The following is a 21,017-nucleotide window of genomic DNA, read 5'->3' as shown; positions in this document are numbered from 1 at the left end:
ATTAAGCATCATTCATGTTTACAATGCAGAAATGCTGACTCCAGAAAAAATAAAACTCGCCATCCTCGGTCTAGGCTATGTTGGTTTGCCTCTCGCTGTCGAGTTCGGAAAAAAGCGCCCTGTCACTGCTTTCGATATCAACAAAGACCGCGTCACTGAGTTGCAGTCCGGTCGCGACCATACGCTAGAGGTCTCCCCCGAAGAGCTGCAAGAGGCTCAATTACTGACATTTACCGCCGATCCTGAACAGTTACGGGCTTGCAATACCTTTATTGTGACCGTACCCACGCCAGTTGATCAGTACAACAAACCAGATCTCACGCCGCTCATCAAGGCTTCAGAAACCATCGGCAAGGTACTCAAACCTGGCGATATCGTGATCTACGAGTCGACGGTTTATCCAGGCGCCACTGAAGAAGACTGTGCCCCCATTCTCGAGAAACTCTCCGGCCTCAAACTCAATGAAAGCTTTTACTTAGGCTATAGCCCCGAGCGCATCAATCCCGGCGACAAAGGACATCGCGTCACCACGATTATGAAAGTGACCTCTGGGTCGACGCCAGAGACTGCTGACATCGTCAATGCACTCTATGGGGAAATCATCACAGCAGGTACCTTTAAAGCAGCGAGCATCAAGGTCGCTGAAGCCGCCAAAGTCATCGAAAACACCCAGCGCGATGTCAATATTGCACTGATTAATGAACTTGCCATTATCTTTAATAAGATGGGGATTGATACTGAGGCGGTACTCAACGCTGCAGGGACTAAATGGAACTTTTTACCTTTTCGACCGGGACTCGTGGGTGGACACTGCATTGGCGTGGACCCCTATTACCTGACACACAAGGCGCAGTCCATTGGCTATCACCCCGAAGTCATTCTTGCAGGACGCAGACTCAATGACAGTATGGGCGCGTACGTTGCGTCACAGCTATTAAAAGCTATGACCCAGCGCCATATTCAGGTGGACGGTGCGCGCGTACTTATTTTGGGTCTGACCTTTAAAGAAAACTGTCCTGATCTGCGCAATACCAAGGTGATCGATATTATTCGTGAGCTTCTAGAATACAATATCGACGTTGATGTGACCGATCCGTGGATTGATCCTGCTGAAGCTGAAAAAGAATATGGGATCACGCCAATAAAACAACCAGGCGCTGATGCTTACGATGCCATCATCATCGCCGTGGGGCATCAACAATTCAAACAGCTCGGTGCGGATAAGATCCGAGTGTTCGGCAAGAAAGAGCACATCTTGTATGACCTCAAGTACGTCCTCAGCGCACAAGAATCAGATATGAGGCTATAGATAGATGACCAGCACTTATAAAACACTCAAACAAGAGCTTGTGCAAGCTCCCAAAACCTGGCTCATCACAGGTGCCGCAGGCTTTATTGGCAGCAACCTGCTCGAAACTCTCCTAACCCTCAATCAAAAAGTGGTAGGTTTAGATAATTTCGCCACTGGCCACACCCGCAATCTTGATGAAGTCAAAAATGCAGTGTCTGCCGCGCAATGGTCTCACTTTATGTTTATCGAAGGTGATATTCGCGCTCTCGACGCATGCCGAACCGCCTGTAAAGGAGTTGATTTTGTTTTGCACCAAGCCGCCTTGGGATCCGTGCCTCGCTCGCTCGAAGACCCCATCACAACAAACAGCGCCAACATTGACGGTTTTCTAAATATGCTCGTCGCTGCCCGTGATGCCAAGGTCAAAAGCTTTATCTATGCAGCCTCGAGCTCGACCTATGGTGACCATCCAGGATTACCCAAAGTAGAGGATGCAATCGGCAAGCCCCTCTCACCCTATGCCGTCACCAAATACGTCAATGAACTCTATGCCGATGTATTTGCCCGTGCTTATGGTTTGAGTTCGATTGGTCTGCGTTACTTTAATGTGTTTGGCAAGCGACAAGACCCAAATGGCGCATATGCGGCCGTCATCCCAAAATGGATTGCCGCCATGCTCAAAGAAAAGCAAGTCTTTATCAATGGTGACGGAGAAACAAGCAGAGACTTTTGCTATGTTCAAAATGTCATTCAGGCCAATCTTCTCGCCGCAACGGCCGTTGACACACAAGCCATCAATCAAATCTATAACGTTGCTGTTGGCGACCGTACAACACTCAATCAGCTTCACCAATACATCAAGAAGAATTTGTTAGACCAGATACCAGGTCTAAAAATCACGTCACCGGTCTACAGAGAGTTTAGATCAGGAGACGTACGCCATTCTCTGGCCGATATCAGTAAAGCTAAAAAACTATTGGGCTATCAACCGACTTATCGGATAGAAAAAGGACTTGCAGAGGCGATGTCTTGGTATATTCAATATTTAGCTAAGCACTAACTAAAAATTAGTAGTATCAATACTATCCATCTCAGCAATACTTCAAACGATCTGCTTCGATCTGTTTTCCATGAACACCCAATCGATAATCTCACTCCCTGGCGCGTAACCTCTCACCAGTTGTTCCATCATCGAACGCATCGCCCCAACATCATCAGTCCTTAGCGCCAAGTTGAGTGCTTCTAACTTTGGTTCTAGCTCAGCCCAAGACAAGAAATCCTCACGAGCCTTAATAATCCTAGGGTGAGATGTCGACTCGGGATTTTCTCCAATCAAAAGTTCCTCGTAGAGCTTTTCTCCTGGACGCAATCCGACCGTCTCAATGGCTATATCACCATCTGGCTTTTGCTCATTTCTCAAGGTGAGCCCTGAAAGCTCAATCAAGCGCTTTGCGAGATCAATAATTTTTACCGGCTCGCCCATATCCAGTACGAACACGTCCCCACCTTTAGCCATCGCGCCTGCTTGAATCACTAGTTGTGCGGCCTCTGGAATCGTCATGAAATAGCGGGTGATATCGGCATGGGTCAAGGTCACTGGGCCGCCATCACGTATCTGCTGACGAAACCTTGGCACAACCGATCCCGAAGAACCCAGCACATTACCAAAGCGCACAATCGAGAACTTAGTGGTCGATTGAGTCACAGCGCCTTTTGCAGCCAACGCCTGCAGGGCCATTTCCGCTAGCCGTTTACTGGCCCCCATCATATTAGTGGGACGTACTGCTTTATCGGTACTGATCAGTACAAAATCAGTCACTCCCATTTCTGCCGCAGCCTGCGCAGTCCGCAAGGTACCAAACACATTATTCTTTATCCCTTCAGCAGGGTTGTGCTCGACTAAGGGCACATGCTTGTAAGCGGCTGAATGATAAACAGTGTCTGGTCGCCATGTTGACATAATGTCACGCATGCGCACTTCGTCTTGCGTTGAAGCTAAAAGCGGAACTAAAACAGTTGCGCCAGAAACGGTCGTTTCTGCACTTGTTACAGCACTAAGCGCTGCAGCCTTCTCCCCTAACTCTTGGTGAATTGCATAGAGGGCAAACTCACTTTGCTCAATAAGTAATAACTTCGCTGGGCCAACTTTTAAAATTTGCCGGCATAACTCACTGCCAATCGAGCCACCTGCCCCTGTCACCAGCACAACCTTATCTTGCAGGTTCTTTATCATCAAGAGGTGATTGGGCTGCACTGGCTCACGCCCTAGGAGATCGTCGATATCGAGCTCGCGCAAGTCTGACACACTGACTTTACCCGTTGCGATATCGCTCAACACAGGTAAAGTACGCACCGCTAATTTGTGACGACTAAGCTCCTCTAAAATATCGTTGCGCCGCCGCCGAGAAATGGACGGAAGCGCCAGCAATACATCTGTGACGGGCACGTTCGCCAACACTTCTGACAAATCAGCGGGATTATAAATTGGCAGGCCATTGAGGACATTGCCGTGTAGCCTATCGTCATCGTCTAAAAAGCCGACCACGCGCATTTCAAAGCTATTGGCCATTGCCGAGGCCAACTGGCGCCCCGCACCGCCGGCGCCATAAATGATCACCTGTGGCAAGGACATTTTTTGGATTTTCTGGTGATAGAGACTACCAAGCCAAATGCGAGCTAGCGCCCTAGAGGCGCCTACAAAAATTAGCAATAGCAAAGGCTGAATTAGACCTACTGTGCGAGGCACTCCCGGAACACCGTAAAAAGTAAAAACAGCGGCAAAAACAACGCCATATAAGAGCATTGCGCGCACCACTGCCACCATGGCAGGTAGGCCGCTGTAACGAAAGATAGCTCTGTACAGACCCGAGGTAATAAAAATAGGTAGGGCAACTACAACTGCCCCCAGCATCGGCCAGAGAATGGCGCCAGAAATCGGAACAAAAACGTCTAATCGTAAATAAAATGCCATCCATACTGTTAGGACGCAAAGCGACGCATCGACACCAAGCACAACCCCACGTTTGATGGGTCGCGACAGAGACAATGTGGATTCGGCTAAACGAGTAAAGCAGCGAGTTAAGAAGCTAGTCAAAACATGAAAGCATATATAGGCTGAGATCTGTGATTCTTTAGATGATTGTCAATATCTTAAGTCTACTTATTGTCTTATCTATATAAATATCTTGCATTACATATATTTAACTAATGATCTTAATTTCTGCGCATAACAGAATAGTATTCCGCGTTAGCTGAAGACTCCGCCGGTCAGGCCAAGTCCACCAGTTTTTTAGCCTGGTTACTTGATATCAACTTAGGCATTATCTGGTTTTCCTGCGCCTAAACGCCATGTAGATATTATGAGTGGTGTATACGCCAGCGTTATCCATAACCAATTATATGAAGATAACGCTAAGGTTGCCGCAGCCAAGGGAAGCAGCCACAGCATATTTACCCCTATGACCAACAATGTCACAGATCGATGCCCAGACTTTGTGTCAAGCGTCCATTTGCGCGACAAGCGCTGATAGGCATGGCTGCGATGCGCCTCATGCCAACGCTCCCCACGTAGCATACGTGTGACCAATGTCATGGTAGCGTCTGTCACAAACACTGCCGCAAGGACCAACCAACAGGCATAGTTCAACCAGCCTGCCTGAACGGACAACAAGGCCAAAACAAAAACCATAAATGCTAGCCAGGTACTCCCTGCATCCCCCATAAATATTTTAGCTGGTGCCCAATTGAGTAATAGAAAACCACAGGTTGCCGCTGCCACGCACAAAATAAAACCCCAAACTGGGGTTAACAATGATTCTGGGTAAGTGTATAAGCTCAAAGCAGCCGCAGCTAGCAGCATACATATGGCTTGGGATGCTGCTAGACCGTCAATGCCATCCATAAAATTAAACAGATTTATCCACCACACGCCGACAAGCGTTAATAAACTCAAAAGGAACCAACCTCTGAGCTCAACATTGATCACAGGAAACAATGAAATGCTAGGAAAATCTCCGATCACAAGCAACATCGCGATACAAACACCCAACTGAACGCTGAAACGCAAACGTGCAGATAAAGGTCGAACATCGTCACATAAACCGGCAATCGACAGTATTAAAGCCAAACCGAGTGCAAATAAACCTACCCACCAGTCCGATATCATTACCCAAGCAAAGCCAGCCAAACTAGCTGCGACTAAGATCCCCAAACCGCCGCCAGAAGGCGTGGGACGAATATGAGACGAGCGATGATTCGGTGCCTGCACGAGGTGAAGCCTTTCAGCATTGCGATTGACCCAGCGAGCCACGTACCAAGCCAAGAAACCACTGAGAACCATTAACACTGCCTGCGCCATCATTTCGGTAAGTCCTCAGGCATTAATTTAAATACCCGTGGAGTTAAACCCAAGTCGCGCAAAGTGTCTGTTTGGTCAAAAATCAAATCCTGATTCATCCGCTCTGCCATCGCAGCAGACCAATGCCGATAGCGGGGCAAATAACGAAATACGGCCAATGCAAAACGAAAAGCCCACAGTGGCACACTTAATACACGCGGGCGACGATCCAGTGCATCAAACACGCGTTCTACCATGTCGCGATACGTCAACGTCTCACCACCAGAAATATTGTATGACCGGTTTGATGACAAGGGAGAATTAAGCGCTGCCAGACATGCCGCAGCAACATCTGTCGCATGAATAGGTTGTCTTAATCCCTTTGCTTGACCAAATAAAGGGAAGCAACCAAACCGCCGGATCACCCGAACAATTTCGCTAATATTTTTATCGCGTCCTAAACCATAAATCAGGGTAGGTCGTAAAACAGTCCATTCAATACCTCGGCTTTGTGCCCACGCCTGAAGCTGTTCCTCGCCACTAACGAGCTTCGCTACCGTCTCATGCTCAGCCACATCGCCAGAGTTAACTTTTGTAAAACGGCTGGTAGAAGAAACTGCCACCACACGCCGTGCACCATATGCCTCGAACATATCGAAATATTCAGGCAATACCCAGATTGGGGCTACACAAATCCAATCTCTGATTTGAAAACTAGTTTCAATAACAGGCAGGAGTTGCCAATCTACATTCGAGGAGTTCGCAATTACACGCCTGGAAAAAGCCGTGACATGACATCCACTGTTGCTTAACTGACTCAGCAGGCACTCGCCAACCATACTACTTGCGCCAAGCACTCCGACTCTTTGCTCACTCATGTCAAGCGTCACCCCGAGAGAATATGCGACGTATATTTATATAAGCAGTCACCAAACCAAATCGCAACCATACACCCGCGGTGACCAACCACATCAAAACAGCAGGATATTGCTCACTAAAAAATTTGCGGTAAAAACGAACCATCCCTTTATGTTTGTGCCACTCGACGAACACTTTGCGAGATTTACTGCAAGCACCTAATGCATGACTAATGCGTGCGGCAGGCACAAACAGTATTTTCCAACCCTTTTGCCGAAACCGCATACACCAGTCCAAATCCTCACAGTGTAAAAAATATCCCTCGTCCCAGAGGCCTACTTCATCTATCGCGGTACATTTAACCAACATACACGCACCAGAGATAGCCTCTACCTCGATAGGATGGTCAGGTAAGGGCTGCTTATGCAGATGAAAATCGTAAAACAGCTTTGGCCAGCGATCAGCATACCGTTGCAACCCAAAGGCTCGCACAAAAGATCGCCACAGCGTCGGCATGGCCCGTCGTCCGCCCTCCTGCTCTGTGCCATCCTCATTTACCAGCAGTGCACCCACCATGCCCACGCGGTCGCTAGACTGCAAGCTGGTCAACAGTGGGTCGATGGCGTCGGGCTGAAAAAAACAATCGGGATTCAGAAACAGTACATAGGGCGCAGAAGAAGACTGCACTCCGATATTGCACGCCGCGGCAAAGCCCACATTGGCGAGGTTGCGGATGACGCGGACTTGTAACAAATCTTTAAGCCCATCCAAGCTTGCGTCGCTTGACGCGTTATCGACAACGATGATCTCGATATCCAGCGGGCAGGCCAGCAAGGAATCGACACACTTGCGCAATAGTGAACCAGCGTTGTAATTGACGATGATGGTGGAAAGGGTGTGACTCATGATTTTCTAATTTTTAGAATCAAATTTTTGTTTAGCACGCGCCAAATATCGCTAATTGAGGCAATGCGGCTTTTTTAGATCTATTGTCGTTTACGCCACATCGTCGGCAAACCCAACGTGGCATCGCGCTTGACTCGCAAAACTACCCCGCCCTGACCGCGAAACGCAAACCTGACGATGCTCACCAGATTCAGCATCACAAGCAAGGGCAGCAACAGCCAAAACAAAAGGCCGGGCATGTTTTTCACTAACATCCACACCAGATTCGATGCCTTTGATATGTGGAGAAATTAATGTAGGTAACCCACCGGTTGCGCCTGGGCCGACATGATGCACGACGGATTGCGGAAAATAAAGCAATGGTGTCCCGCTAGCCGCGAACGGAAACCCAGATCTAAATCCTCCACGTAACAAAAAGAGTCCTCGGAAGATCCGTGGCCTTTTGATTTAAACATCGTCACTGCCTTTTAAAAAATCCGCAAACGAATGGCGACCCAAAATAGATTTGAATCTACGATAATACCTCCAAAGTTGACGTTTAATTACACCGAGGAATGTGACCTCCCTGGCAATCTGCCAAGCATGCAATAGTGCATCTGTTGCGTAACCAGGTTTAAGCTGCGGAACCTCGATTGAAAAGTTCGGATTCGTCAGAATCTTGCTTATTACATGAGCTGAGTGGTACTTTTCATACCAATCACGCGCCAACGTACCTTGTTCGCGAAGAAAATCTCGGTTACAAACTTCTAAAAGTTGATAAAGCTCTTTAGGTTCCCTCCAACTACATGCACCGTCATAAACCATGTCTAGTCCACCTATCATCCTGTCTGCAACGTTTCTGTGGATTATTATAGGTACGCTGGCACCCATAACCTCGACCATTGTCTTTCCGCCACCATACGGAAAAGACGCGATATAAAGATCAACTTTATATTCATGTAATGCCTGCCAAACACTGTCTACGAAAGGTATGTATACGAACGACTCTCTGGGCACTCCAAGGTGCTTCATCTGCCTAAGTATGCGCCAGCGCGCGAATTTCGAGAGGCGACCTATGTGTATATGGTACCCGCCAGTAACATGCAAAAGACGCGGTATAACGTCTACATACTGGATAAAGTAGCTTACCTCAACCTTATTGAAACCAGCAGCAGTGCAGGTCACCAGACCTGCAGATGCATGTTTATTTTTTAGGCTGCCACTAAGCAAATCGTTAGCGGTAAGTGGCAAGTACTTATTACCTTTCACCCCAACCTCATTTCTACACTTATGGAAAAGGACGGGAGAAATATCAAAATGAGTACCAAAGCTCAGGCAAACGCCTAAACATAACCTGTCATCCCCATGATGATAAAAATTGAGGTCGTATCCACGATCGGGCTGGACTGCTGCAACAGCTACACTATCCTGATGATGGTTAAATAGCCAAACAATCGAAGGAGCTTGCTCATGCAAAAATGTTTGAATCCAGGACAGCCTCTGCAAATGTCCACCTGGTGGCACATTGACCAATTCGACATTCGGAGCTTTGCTAAGACGTCGATGTACAGCCATGTAATCTGACTCTCCGCAGACACCAGTGATTATAATAATTGACCGGCGTTTTGGAGACAGTCGTATCACATCCAGCAATGCAGCTGTGTGTCCACCTGACGACTGTAGCTTGCTGGCGATATAAACTGCTACATCAGAAGTGGCTTGGGACGGCGCATCAATTCCTAGAGCGTCGAGGTTCCGGCGCCCTATTCGCTGGCACAAATCATCAAGCTCGTGCGAACCGAAGACACGTCCGACAGTCAAAGGTTCGCACAGCAGATAATCCACGAACACTTCTATCTGCTCCAGACACCGACCTGCGTCTTGGTCGGCGCACTGCAAGCTGTCAATCGCTGGAGGAAGAATAACGTTCTCCGTGATTAGGTTAAAGTATTCAGTGCGTGCACAACGGAGTCCACTGCTTCTTCATTCATGCCCGGATAAACAGGGAGGCTGAGCACCTCATTGGCGAGCATCTCACTGATCGGCAGATCACCCCATTTTTGATCGGCGTAACAAAGCTGACGATGCGGGGGGATGGGATAATGCACGATAGTTCCAATTCCTTTGCTCGAAAGAAACGCTTGTTTCTGGGCTCTCTGAATTGTGCGAACGACGTAAAGGTGCCAGACAGGTTCTGTGAAGTCGGGAACCTCTGGAAGTATTAAGTCTAAGTTTCGAAGCCTCTCCGAATAAGACTGCGCTATCGAGCGACGGGCCTCATTCCAATCGTCCAGTCGCTTCAGCTTTACCCTCAGCATTGCAGCCTGAAGTTCATCAAGCCGAGAGTTGTAGCCCAAAACTTCGTGGTGGTACTTAATGCTTGAGCCATAATTTCGAAGCTGGCGCACTTTATGAGCGATGGCAGGGTCGGACGTTAGGACCGCACCGCCATCACCCAAGCAACCCAAATTTTTTCCTGGATAAAAACTCGTTGCTGCTGCGTGCCCAAGCGAGCCCACACGCTTTCCCTTGTATCGAGCTCCCTGAGCCTGCGCCGCATCTTCGATTACCACCAAACCATTTTTTTTAGCGATTTCGTTGATTGAATCCATGTCAGCGGGTTGCCCATATAGATGAACCGGGATGATTGCGCTCGTACTCTTGGAAATTGCTGCTTCTAACCGCTGTGGATCGATATTATGTGTGCCAATAATTGGCTCCACAGGAACTGGAGTCGCCCCCGTCTGGGTTACTGCTAGCCAAGTAGCTATGAATGTGTTTGCTGGAACGATCACCTCACAGCCCGGGCCCACACCATACGCCCGCAAAGTCAGGTGTAGTGCATCTAAACCATTTCCTACGCCGATGCAGTAAGGTACTTCACAGTACTGAGCGAACTCGGATTCAAAACATTCAAGCTCACTACCCATGATGAAGGAGCCTGACCCCAAGACCCTCTTGAAGGCATCGTTCAGTTCGGTCCCTACTTCAAGGTGAGAATGACTCAGGTCAAGAAACGGGACTTTCATTTGGCTCTAACTCCGACGGCTTTAACGAAATCATCGTAATTGCGATAGTAATCTGATTCTTCAAAATAGTCCGACGCCAAAACCATACAAACGGCACCCGACGAAAAGTTATCTAGATCTCGCCACACCATGGGAGGGATATAGACACCATAATACGAGCGATTGAGGTGATACTTTTTCTTTTCAGCACCATCGTCCAGGATGACATCGAAGCTTCCAGACATTGCGATCATTAGTTGATGCAAAGCTTTGTGACCGTGTGCAGCACGTGCCGCTCCTCCAGGTACATCGTATAAGTAATAAACCCTCTTAATATCAAATGGGATATGCCGAGAGTTCTCGATAAACGTCAAGTTACCTCGTTGATCGTGGATTTTGGGAAGCTCAATTAATCTGCTGTCATGAATAGACATTAAAAATTCTCCAGCTTTATTTCATAGAATTCGTGTACAAAACCACCGGAACCAAATTCCGTTTTGAATCTATAAAGACTGTCGTTAAGCTTTTTGCCACTCGCCTCTGTACTGATACCGAAGTCAAACCAGCGTTTGCCTGTCTGGCTTGACTTCGTAATGCAATGCTCAAAAACAGCATCTAGTGCCGAGACTTCGTGGCCTTTTTCACTCGACGCAATGTATTGAGCATGGTCGGCCATAGGAGTGCTGAACACGATCGCGCCGGCTATAACATCACCATCCAACATACAACAATAACAGCCGATATTATCTGGAAATTGCTCCATCAAAAAAGTAATTTCAGTCAGAGTATGCACCGGTGTAACACCGTGCTTGCGGGCAAGGTTTTCTGTAAGCACCTCCCATATTGCAGCCAGACATTCGACTCCTGAGGTCATGGTCACGCCAGCCTTTAGCGCTTTCTTGAGGCTGCGACGGCGGCGTTCGCTCAATGCAGCACGATTGCCCAGATCAATCGTGCTGCTCAGATCACAGCGCGTACGCAATGCGCCCAAGCGAAACAAAGCATACAAGTCATCCTGGGCCGGACGACGCTGATAAAATGTTGGAACTGCCTTGTAAACTAACTGTTGATACTTTAGCTTACTGAAGTGCCGACTAATGGCAACCATTGCATCAATCATGCGAGTGCCACGGAGAAAGCCAGCATGTAGCACTCCACCATAAGTGATACCAGGATGACTGACGATATGATCGTGCTGCTTCGGATGCTCTGCAGCCGGGAACAGACCGAGAAGACGTCCATCTTCTTCAATAAGCAGTGAGCGATCAACAAAGCGTTTGCCGTGGTAACTCAAAAAGCGGCGTGTATGCAAAAACGTCGCCTGGTCTGCTCGGGTACAAAAATCGTCCCACTCTTGCGAATTTTCTTCTAGATAAGGTCGAACGCTAAGCGACATATCAACTCAATCCCAAGGTATGAGGCACCAGCTCTGCGACAGAACCTACAATTAAATTTGGCGCATATTTCTCAAGCCTTTCGTCGACACTTGCGCCAGAGGTTACTCCAACGGTGAATATGCCGAGTTCCTTTCCAGCCAAGATGTCCTCTCCGCTATCACCAATGAATACGTCACCAGCACCTACCTCGACATTAGCTTGTACAAGATGTGCTTTAGGTATGCGTTGTGCCGTATTAAGTATGCTAGTGAAATAGCTCTCGATGCACAGTTGCTGCATCTGATCGATCAGCCGCTCACGGTGCTGTCGCCCCGTCACCAAATAGAGTTGGAAGTGCTTTGCAGCTTCACCAAGAAACGCTGTCACACCTGCAATCAAGACATCCGTTTGCAAGCGTTGTGGATCCTCTATCGCTTCCATCCATTTGCCTTTAAAGGCAAGCGTCTGATCTTGCGTGCAAATGGCATATTTTGCGAGCATGTTACTTTGATTTATCCCGGCACGCTTGGCGCTCCAATATTCGGTGAAACTGATCGTTGTCTTGCCGACTAGTTCGACAAAGAGCTCATATTGACGCAGCCTGGAGTCGACAAGTGTGCCGTCAAAATCGATAAACAGACGCCTAATCATGAATACGCTCCGCTTCGAAACAGTGACCTTCGTCGTAGCGATTCGTCAGCTTGGTATCCAAGTCAAGCGGCACCTCAATGATGTACGGCAGATCGTCCGAAAACACATGGCCCAGCGTAGCGATGTCTTCCATACTCTCAATCAAGCGATAACCGAGACCATAGGTCTGCGCCAGCATTTTTAGATCGACACACCCGAACTCTTGCGGATTGGCTCCATGATAGTTGGCCTTATAATAGCGAATCTGAACTTCACGGATCATGCCCAGAGTTTTATTGTTGAACACCACGCACTTAAGACTCAACTGGCGCATACCAACCAACATCAATTCCTGAATATTGATCTGAAGACCACCGTCCCCCATAAACGACACCACTTGACGGTCATTCGCAGCAAATTTTGCACCTATCGCAGCTGGCAGAGAGAAGCCCATGCTACCCAGACCGACTGAGTTAAGTAACCTTTGCCCTTTTTTCACGTTAAAAGCCTGAGCCACCCACATCTGGTTTTGTCCAACATCGTTGGTCAAAATGGCATCTGTCGATAGTAGCTGCAACATTTCCTCGACCACTCGAACCGGATCAAGCCCGCGATCATTGAGTAACGTATTTATGTGATATTTTTTTTGCCAATTGCAGATCGTCTGATGCCAAGAGGAGTAATCAGGCAAGTCAACTTCGCGCAAGACGGGAAGCATTTGCGCCAAGAATGTCGCTATGTGCGTGTTGATAGCCAATTCATCTGCAAAGACACGCTTAAGTTCTATGTCATCAATGTCGACGTGGATGATCCGTGCCTTTGTATAGCTCTCCGGCGTCTTACCAACTTGTCGTTGTCCTAGGCGCGCGCCGAGAACAATCATCAAGTCAGCATTCTGAGCAGCGAGGTTGGCCGCAGTATTACCATACAAACCGGCAAAACCATAATTCCCCTCGTACACATCCAGACCATTGAGAGTTGAAATGACTGGGATATTTGTCGCCTGCACAAATTCGCAAAGTATCTCATGTGCTCCACCCAAACGAATTCCGCCACCGACTAGGATTAGGGGCCGTTTTGCAGCCTTTATAGTACGAATCACTTCACTGATATTAGTGACTAAAGCAGTGGGAGCAGCTGGCGAAACAAATCCTTCCAGCGTCTGCGGATCGATTTCGGCGAACTGAATATCAATCGGAATATCCAACAGAACGGCACCCGGTCGTCCCTGCGTGGCACAGAAATAGGCCTGCTCCAGTTCATAGCGGATCCTTGCGGGATCGATGACTAACGATGCATATTTAGTGGCGGGCTTTACGATACTGACAATGTCTAAATCTTGGAATCCGTTCTGTCGAGCGCCGCTACTGTTTGTTATATTTACCTTGTAGTCTTGGCCTGTAATAAATAGCGTCGGAATCGAGTCCAGATTGGCATTTACAATCCCGGTTATGAGGTTAGTAGCGCCAGGTCCAGATGTCGCCAAGGCAACTCCGAGGTTTCCCGTAACACGCGAATAAGCATCGGCGCAAAAAGCGGATCCTTGCTCGTGGTAGTTCTGAATAAATTCAATTTTTCCAGTTGCTACAAACTCATCTACCAATTTAAGGATTGCACCTCCTTGGTATCCAAAAACGTGCCTAACTCCCTTTTCGATCAAGAAATTGGCAACATACTGAGCAACATTCATAAAGTTCTTCCCAATTGGTGGATGTAAGTCCTGTTAAATCTTAATCTTGAGCAACGCAGCATCCATCTCACGTTGAGTGGTCAGAATCGGAAGCGCATCCAATGCACGCAACCAGAGCAATCCATCTGGCAGAGGATTTAGTGGTTTGTCAAGATTGGGGAATTTGTTGTACAGCACAATATCCTTGACGATCTTTGGCATATTCAAACCCGCTTCGGCGAAGAATTGAATAGTGGTGAAAAACCGAGATATATTGATTTCTGTCGGGTTCGGAATTCCATTGCGATCGTAAGTCATATCCACACCAAAAATGCCGTTGGGAACTGACGTAATTGCCTTAATGGATTTGATTGCGATGTCATCCACCACAGGGTCACTGACTGTCTCGCAAACTTTGGTGATCCCGGTTACACCGGAGGGACTCATCGCACTGTATGCCCATGAATGGCGACGACGCCCCTGAGCAACAATTAGTTTCCCATTTACCCAGATTGACAGCCAGGTGATAGTGCGTTCAGTAAGTAATTCTGCTGCAACAAACTCGCCCCAGCCGTCATTGCGATCAATCCATTTTTCAGCTTCTTCATAGTCGCTTACAGGAAGGGAGCCTTTGCCACCATTCCCTATTGATTTTGCGCGTAGCCACACTTTACCGTTTTCATCACCGAGTTCGCTCAAGGCGCGGCGCAGGTCACTGCGGTCATTGATGACGATGTTTTCCGGCACGGTAACACCGGCTTCCTTGAACTTGAGCCACGACTTGTATTTGTGTACGCAGGTATCTACAGTGTCGAAATCTGGGACTAACATCTTGACACCGAGCGATTCGATTTCATCGCGGAACTGCAGCGCTTTCCATACTTCCAGGTCATGCTGAAAATGGATCATGTCTGGCTTTTCGATTTCAAGCAGTTTCAGGAGTGCTTCCTTGTGTCCATCCTGCTTGGCATGCGGTACCAGATAGCGCTTGTGAGCGTGGCAAAACATCAGGTCGACTGGGTCGGCTCCCGGGCCGATGATTTCTTCACCGTCATTGGCCATCAGTAAGCAATTGATGGTTGCATTGGACTGTGCACTGCCGGCACCTGTTATCACGATTTTCATTTTTATCTCTATACTTTAGTCTTTTTTGATTAGTTCGGCATAGCCCATGCCCGCCATTCCGTAGTGGTTTCCGCAATAAAACAGAAATGTCCGCCCCTGATATGAATAACGCTCGGGAAAAGTGATCATTTCACTATCCCAGCCTGCATCGGAAACATCTATTCCAATCTGGTCGTCTTTACGCTCAAACTGAACACCATCGAACGATTCAGCATAACCCAAGCGATAACCTTTAGATAACGAACGTATCGCATAGATTGTCTTATATAGGCCATTTTCTCTCCAGAACGTGGCCTTGGTAATGCCATATTCGTCTTCGTTTTGCAACGCGATGGATATGGTTCCTCGTACTCGAGGCCAATCAGTAGGCGACGAAGTGACGATGTGCTTCATGTCATAACATGGTCGAGCATTTGACCCGCCGTCGAACCAGCCTTGCCCACTATCAGAGGAATACCACACTTTAAAACCATCGGGCGCCTTTAGTACCGACGGAGAGCTACGAACGAAAATCTCGCCATTTACTCTGTCGAGAATTGGCGCCCTCGACAAATTAGTAAAAGTATTTCCTCTATCTTCGCTGATGGCTACGCCTGAGAAAATCAGGTAGGGGATTTTCTCGCAGGATTGGTAGGCTGAATAGTAAAGATAAAGTTTTTCATCCAACTCCAATAAAGACGATGTGAGAACTCCATTATCAGAAAAACTTCCAGGTTCTCCAATGTCTAATATCGGCTGTTTGCTATAGTCAATAATAGATGAAGGATTATTGGGGTCGACATCAATATAGCCAATACGCCCTACATTTTTCGCATCGCACATTGTGACGAATATTCGCAAGCGTTCCGTATCTTTCAGATATGGCAGCGGAACCATGGTGTTTTTTTTGTACCAAGGCAAGTCTAATGTTTCGCTGCTGCAAATAAAACCCTTCTTCTGCCATTTCATGTTTGGATGCTCATTTAATGATGGAGTGGGTGACAGAGTGCTCGGTAACTCAGGGCTTGCGAATCAGAATGTCTTCGCGGCGATTGGCCATCGGCAATTCAGATCCTTGCGGGATTACCCAGGCATGGTAGCCCTCTGATCTAGCTCTTGCCAGGATCGCAAGTACCACCGAATCGTCTATCCGTCCAGTTTCCAGCTGATTGAATTGGACATTTGGCAACTCATCCCGACCTATAAATTGCTTGTGCAGCTTTACCCCTTCGTTACCCGAGAAGAAACGCTTACGCATCGTAATATTCGGGATATCCCCAATGAAAACTTCACCGCCATCCTTCAGTAGCATAAGACAACGATCAATAAAGTCCCACAGGTTCCCTTCCGCGAATACATACTGGATGACGCTATAGGCAATTATGGAATCCACCTTGCCGGTTAACGCCTCGAACAAGGCAGGCGTCTCAGGATAACGACCTGGCCATTTGTGAATGTGCGGCGCATCAGGAAGCTGCTGCAGCATTTCCTGGCTATCAACGAAATGAACTGCGCCCTGCTTATTGGCGCACAGATCGGCCAGCATGACTGGTAGTTGACTGCACCCTGGACCAATTTCAAGTGCGACTAAATTATTGCGGTCGAGCGAACGCACTTTCAGTAACATGTCGGCAAAGATGTCACTCTCCTTGCCTTCTCGATATTCATTGGGGAATCCAACTTTTTCGTGATGACTCAACCCATCGGTCAACGCCAGCTCACGAAATTTTTCAAAAGTTAGATCGTCAAAGTTAACTTTGCTTGTCATTGTTGGATGGCCTTTATTAATGTTGATATCGAAACATTTACACCCATATGCGCACGGTGCGAACCAAGGTCACTTTGAACAGGCTCGCACATGATCAAAGTACAGCGTTGCCCCAAGAGCGCAGCCAAGTTTGCGAAGTAGTAGTGAATTGTGTACGGGGACCAGGTTGTAAGCACAATTACATGGCAGCCAGATGGCGCGAAGATAATGTTGCCAAGCGCGGCACCACCCTGGCTAACGATCAACTCAGCACTACTGAATAAACGCACCTGATCAGTGAAACTAAGCGTTTCCGGTTCGATAACTTCAAAACCATGCTCCCGTAATATCACCTCGACTTCGATCGAGTTATTCATGGGCCGCGACTTCCCGGTGCGACGTAAAAAAAGCCGCCGTTTAGGTGCGCCTTCAGTTTCACCTAGGAAGGTCACCATCGATTGGCGCACCTGTTGCAACCCGTCGGGCGAATACAAAGTGGAGCCAGGATTGATATCAAGCTCATTAGGCTTAATGCTTGGCTTGAAATCAAATGGGACATAAGCTACCGGGGAAATTGCTACCAGCTTTTCGACGGCAAGCATTTCGCCTCGCCCGAGCTGAATTACGTTACGACCATTTGAATTGAGATGGTGCAATGACATCAGAATATTTGGATGCAATTCTGCGTCGATGATGTAGGGCAAGTCCCGATAGGCTTCGACGCCATCAATCAGAGCGAGCTTAGGAAGCGTTTCAGTAAGCCAATGAACATAATTGGCTGTAGCACTGCCCACCAGGGAAATACCGGAAGGGATCGAGCCAACTTGCTGACCTTTAAAGCGAACCAATGTTTGGTTTGCAGCAAAGATGCTGACAATGTCATGCACTTCCTCAAACATAAGGTCTTGGTCAAAGCGATATAGCTCGTGATGCAGGCATTGATCTTTAAGGAACAATAAATCGCTTTTTCCCATGACTTGCGCTTTGGAAACCTCAAATGCGTAGATTGCCGGCACCCTTAACGACCATGAACCATCATAGAAGAATTTCCTGAACTCCTCTGGATAAACGTCTGGCATCTTTAGTGGAAGTTCGCGCCGGGGAACCAATTCCTGACGATTGGTATCTGAAGCACCAGAATATTCGGAAAATCCAGTCATTAAGTAAACGTTAACATTGTTACCAAGCAAACGCTGGCAGCCTAGGTAAAGGCGATTCGCCACTGCCCCCCCAAGCCAGAAAAAGATGTTTCCGCTATGCCTAATCACCGCGTTACGCCGTTGGGTGAGGCCATAACTGGCTAACTCTAATTTCCGGCGAGCGAAGTTTCTGCTGTGCCAAATCATCGCGTTACGGACGCAGATCACTTGCCAAATAAAAATATTCCTCAGCGAAATAAAGAATGATCTTAAATCTAGATACAAGATTTTAAGCCATACCGCCAATTTATAGCGTGCAAGATACGATCTATAAAATCGCCTAATATAGTGAATATCGTGCAGCTGACTCATGGCGTAAATCGATTACGAGGCGCAATATTTATCAAGTACACTAACATCCCCATCTGCGATTATCTTGCCATGGTCGAGCCAAATGTACCGGTCACAGACCGAGCGCAACAAGTTCGGGTCATGAGATACAAGAATCATGACACTCGATCTATCAATCATCTTATTCATGCGCTCCTTGCCTCGTTGAACAAACGAGGCATCTCCGCCAACAAACAGCTCATCAAGAATCAAAATATCCGGATGCACTGTGGTTGCCAGAGAAAAAGCAAGCCTCATATACATCCCCGTTGAGTAGTACTTAACGGGAGTATCGATGAACTCTTCTAATTCAGCAAACTCAATTACTTCATTCTCAATCTCACGCAGCTGCTCTTTTCGATATCCAAGAAAGGCGCCGTTGTAATAGATATTTTCTCGCCCAGTGAACTCTGGATGAAACCCGGCACCAATATCCAGCAATGGAGCCACTCTGCCATGGGCCTCAATGTGCCCCAACGTAGGTTCGTAAATTCGGGAAATTGTGCGCAAAAGCGTGCTTTTCCCAGCTCCATTACGACCGACAATGCCTAACCGTTCGCCATCATTCACCGAAAAAGAGACTCCTTGCAACGCGAGAAAATCGGTGTACTTCTTTTTCTTCTTGCCGAAGATGTTAGCAAAATACTCTTTGATTGATGAAGCTCCATCGTGGTACATCCGAAATTGAAGCGAAACATTATCAACTATAATCTTTTTCATAATTACATCCTGAACGCGATGCGATTTTCGTGCTTGTTAAAAAACCAGATTCCGGCGGAAATTGATAGCGCCGCATATATGGCAGTCTGAATATAAAACCCAATTGCTGGAAAAGTAGCGCTAAAAATCGGACTTCTAAATAGCTCGATAAACTGGGTGAGTGGATTGAGCTCCATCAGCCATTGCACTTTGGCACCTAAGTTATCAGGCTTATAGTAAACCGGGCTAAGGAAAACCAGCGCCTGCATCAGTATAGTGATAATTTGTAATAAGTCTCTGAAGTAAACAGAAACTACTGAGGTAATCAAACCTATGCCAAATGCGAAGAGATAAAGCAGGATAAAAGCAGGAATTAATCCGATGATAGAAATGGAATAATTTCCACCAATAATGAGAATGATAAAAAATAGCGATATAAACATTAATAAGCTATCAATCAACAACGTTATCGATACAGACAAAGGGAAAAAAATTTTAGGCACATAGATTTTCTTGATCAGCTGCTCATTGTCAACCAACGATTTTCCGCATTGGGTCACAATCGTACCAAAAAGATTGAACGCGATTACTCCCGAAAATAAAAATACTGCATAAGTTTTCAAATCCATCTTAAATATCGCCGCAAACACGACGGCGGTAACCGACATCATTAGCAAGGGATTGAATAGCGTCCAAAGATACCCAAAAAAGGTTCGGCGATACCTTAATGTGATTTGCTGACGCACAAGCTGTTCCAGCATATACCGGTGCCGTTTAATTTCATTAATATATTTCAACATATCCTCGCAAAAAATAATAAATAGTTATTTAAAAATGCTCTCACTCTTTGCCGCGTGAAACATCAGACAACACGCTTAGCAGATAGCGGCCATAACCATTTTTTATTAAAGGTTGCGCGAGCTGGGTCATTTGTGCCGAATCAATCCAGCCTTGTCGATAAGCAATCTCCTCAGGACATGCAACTTTCAATCCTTGCCGCTTTTCCAGCGTCGCAATGAACTGACTGGCATCAAGCAAAGATTCATGGGTACCAGTATCCAGCCAAGCGTAGCCACGGCCCATGATTTCCACGCCGAGCTGGCCTTGGTCGAGATAAAGCCGATTGAGATCGGTAATCTCAAGCTCACCGCGCACAGAAGGTTTGAGAGATTTGGCTAGATTTACGACCTGGTTGTCGTAGAAGTACAGGCCAGTGACTGCAAAACGACTCTTGGGGCTCGCAGGTTTTTCTTCCAGGCTTGTAGCGCGGCCTTGGGCATCGAAAGCCACAACGCCATAACGCTCGGGATCTTGCACGTGGTAGGCAAAAACGGTTGCGCCTTGATTGCGCATCATGGCTTTTCCAAGTAAAGCGTGGATATCGTGGCCATAAAAAATGTTGTCCCCAAGCACTAGAGTGCTGGGGGAGTTACCGATGAAATCTTTGCCGATAACAAAGGCTTGCGCCAAACCATCTGGACTGGGCTGTATGGCGTATTGCAGATTGAGGCCCCAGTTACTACCGTCGCCCAGCAGTTGCTCAAAACGCGGGGTGTCTTGCGGCGTGGAAATGATAAGTATGTCGCGAATTCCCGCCAGCATCAGGGTGCTAAGCGGGTAGTAGATCATCGGCTTGTCGTAAATCGGCAGCAGTTGCTTGGAGACTGCTTTGGTAACGGGGTAGAGCCGTGTGCCGGATCCGCCCGCGAGGATGATGCCTTTACGCTGAGTCATTTTTTGTCTTCAAGGGTTTGTGAGTGAGGTTCCCTCTGTGTTTCGTCTACCAAAGGGATAGGTTCATGCTACCAGCTTTTCTTTTGGTTGCTGACTAAGCCAACGGTGCAGGTAATTGTTTGGCGATAAATATCCGAGAGTTGAATGCTGC

At 47.4% G+C, this 21,017-nt stretch carries 20 protein-coding genes; 2 read left to right on the top strand and 18 right to left on the bottom strand.

Annotation, left to right across the window (positions count from 1 at the left end):
- The first annotated feature begins 31 nt into the window (after positions 1–31).
- Together tviB and QWY27_RS07450 are read left to right on the top strand one after the other, a co-directional pair.
- On the top strand, positions 32–1,309 hold the full coding sequence (gene tviB, locus QWY27_RS07455; protein WP_435433458.1) for a Vi polysaccharide biosynthesis UDP-N-acetylglucosamine C-6 dehydrogenase TviB: 1,278 nt from the start codon (positions 32–34) through the stop codon (positions 1,307–1,309).
- Between the two features lie 4 nt (positions 1,310–1,313).
- A complete protein-coding gene (locus QWY27_RS07450; protein ID WP_290196280.1) occupies positions 1,314–2,351 on the top strand; it encodes an NAD-dependent epimerase/dehydratase family protein in 1,038 nt (345 codons plus the stop codon).
- 42 nt (positions 2,352–2,393) lie between these two features.
- Here the strand turns inward: QWY27_RS07450 and QWY27_RS07445 are convergent, their stop codons facing one another.
- From QWY27_RS07445 to rfbA, 18 genes are all read right to left on the bottom strand, one after another.
- Positions 2,394–4,262, bottom strand: a complete 1,869-nt coding sequence (locus QWY27_RS07445) for a polysaccharide biosynthesis protein (protein WP_290196278.1) — start codon at positions 4,260–4,262, stop codon at positions 2,394–2,396.
- 342 nt (positions 4,263–4,604) lie between these two features.
- Positions 4,605–5,651, bottom strand: a complete 1,047-nt coding sequence (locus QWY27_RS07440; protein ID WP_290196276.1) for an MraY family glycosyltransferase — start codon at positions 5,649–5,651, stop codon at positions 4,605–4,607.
- Complete coding sequence (locus tag QWY27_RS07435) at positions 5,648–6,505, bottom strand: NAD-dependent epimerase/dehydratase family protein (protein ID WP_290196274.1); 858 nt, start codon at positions 6,503–6,505, stop codon at positions 5,648–5,650. The genes QWY27_RS07440 and QWY27_RS07435 overlap by 4 nt, the downstream gene beginning before the upstream one ends.
- Before the next feature lies 1 nt (position 6,506).
- The gene (locus QWY27_RS07430) at positions 6,507–7,391 is read right to left on the bottom strand and encodes a glycosyltransferase family 2 protein (protein WP_290196272.1); all 885 of its coding nucleotides are present in this window, start codon (positions 7,389–7,391) and stop codon (positions 6,507–6,509) included.
- An 80-nt stretch (positions 7,392–7,471) separates the two neighbouring features.
- Complete coding sequence (locus QWY27_RS07425; RefSeq protein WP_290196269.1) at positions 7,472–7,630, bottom strand: hypothetical protein; 159 nt, start codon at positions 7,628–7,630, stop codon at positions 7,472–7,474.
- Between the two features lie 208 nt (positions 7,631–7,838).
- On the bottom strand, positions 7,839–9,215 hold the full coding sequence (locus QWY27_RS07420; protein WP_290196267.1) for a hypothetical protein: 1,377 nt from the start codon (positions 9,213–9,215) through the stop codon (positions 7,839–7,841).
- A gap of 92 nt (positions 9,216–9,307) precedes the next feature.
- Positions 9,308–10,399, bottom strand: coding sequence for a DegT/DnrJ/EryC1/StrS family aminotransferase (locus QWY27_RS07415; protein ID WP_290196266.1), 1,092 nt, complete (start codon positions 10,397–10,399; stop codon positions 9,308–9,310).
- Positions 10,396–10,812, bottom strand: coding sequence for a sugar 3,4-ketoisomerase (locus tag QWY27_RS07410; RefSeq protein ID WP_290196264.1), 417 nt, complete (start codon positions 10,810–10,812; stop codon positions 10,396–10,398). Before QWY27_RS07410 ends, QWY27_RS07415 begins: the two co-directional genes overlap by 4 nt.
- On the bottom strand, positions 10,812–11,774 hold the full coding sequence (locus tag QWY27_RS07405) for a GNAT family N-acetyltransferase (RefSeq protein ID WP_290196262.1): 963 nt from the start codon (positions 11,772–11,774) through the stop codon (positions 10,812–10,814). The genes QWY27_RS07410 and QWY27_RS07405 overlap by 1 nt, the downstream gene beginning before the upstream one ends.
- Before the next feature lies 1 nt (position 11,775).
- Positions 11,776–12,405, bottom strand: a complete 630-nt coding sequence (locus QWY27_RS07400) for an HAD family hydrolase (protein WP_290196260.1) — start codon at positions 12,403–12,405, stop codon at positions 11,776–11,778.
- Positions 12,398–14,074, bottom strand: a complete 1,677-nt coding sequence (locus QWY27_RS07395) for a thiamine pyrophosphate-binding protein (protein ID WP_290196259.1) — start codon at positions 14,072–14,074, stop codon at positions 12,398–12,400. The genes QWY27_RS07400 and QWY27_RS07395 overlap by 8 nt, the downstream gene beginning before the upstream one ends.
- 33 nt (positions 14,075–14,107) lie before the next feature.
- Entirely contained in the window at positions 14,108–15,178 is a 1,071-nt protein-coding gene (locus QWY27_RS07390; protein WP_290196257.1) for an ATP-grasp domain-containing protein, read from the bottom strand.
- 15 nt (positions 15,179–15,193) lie between these two features.
- Positions 15,194–16,126 carry a hypothetical protein gene (locus QWY27_RS07385; RefSeq protein WP_290196255.1) on the bottom strand — a complete coding sequence of 311 codons (933 nt, stop codon included), beginning with the start codon at positions 16,124–16,126 and terminating at the stop codon, positions 15,194–15,196.
- Positions 16,127–16,175: 49 nt separating this feature from the next.
- Positions 16,176–16,925 (bottom strand): class I SAM-dependent methyltransferase, encoded by a 750-nt coding sequence (locus QWY27_RS07380; RefSeq protein WP_290196253.1) that lies wholly within the window; start codon positions 16,923–16,925, stop codon positions 16,176–16,178.
- Entirely contained in the window at positions 16,922–18,415 is a 1,494-nt protein-coding gene (locus QWY27_RS07375) for a glycosyltransferase family 61 protein (protein ID WP_290196251.1), read from the bottom strand. Before QWY27_RS07375 ends, QWY27_RS07380 begins: the two co-directional genes overlap by 4 nt.
- 12 nt (positions 18,416–18,427) lie before the next feature.
- Positions 18,428–19,153 carry an ABC transporter ATP-binding protein gene (locus QWY27_RS07370; RefSeq protein WP_290196249.1) on the bottom strand — a complete coding sequence of 242 codons (726 nt, stop codon included), beginning with the start codon at positions 19,151–19,153 and terminating at the stop codon, positions 18,428–18,430.
- A 2-nt stretch (positions 19,154–19,155) separates the two neighbouring features.
- On the bottom strand, positions 19,156–19,893 hold the full coding sequence (locus QWY27_RS07365) for an ABC transporter permease (protein WP_290196247.1): 738 nt from the start codon (positions 19,891–19,893) through the stop codon (positions 19,156–19,158).
- Positions 19,894–19,972: 79 nt separating this feature from the next.
- Positions 19,973–20,866, bottom strand: a complete 894-nt coding sequence (rfbA, locus tag QWY27_RS07360; RefSeq protein ID WP_290196245.1) for a glucose-1-phosphate thymidylyltransferase RfbA — start codon at positions 20,864–20,866, stop codon at positions 19,973–19,975.
- Positions 20,867–21,017: the final 151 nt, after the last annotated feature.

Origin of the sequence: Zwartia vadi (assembly GCF_030410375.1) — a bacterium.
In the GTDB taxonomy this organism is placed as follows: domain Bacteria; phylum Pseudomonadota; class Gammaproteobacteria; order Burkholderiales; family Burkholderiaceae_B; genus Zwartia; species Zwartia vadi.
Note: the sequence above shows the minus strand (reverse complement) of the source record. Positions and strands in the feature narration are given on the sequence as shown.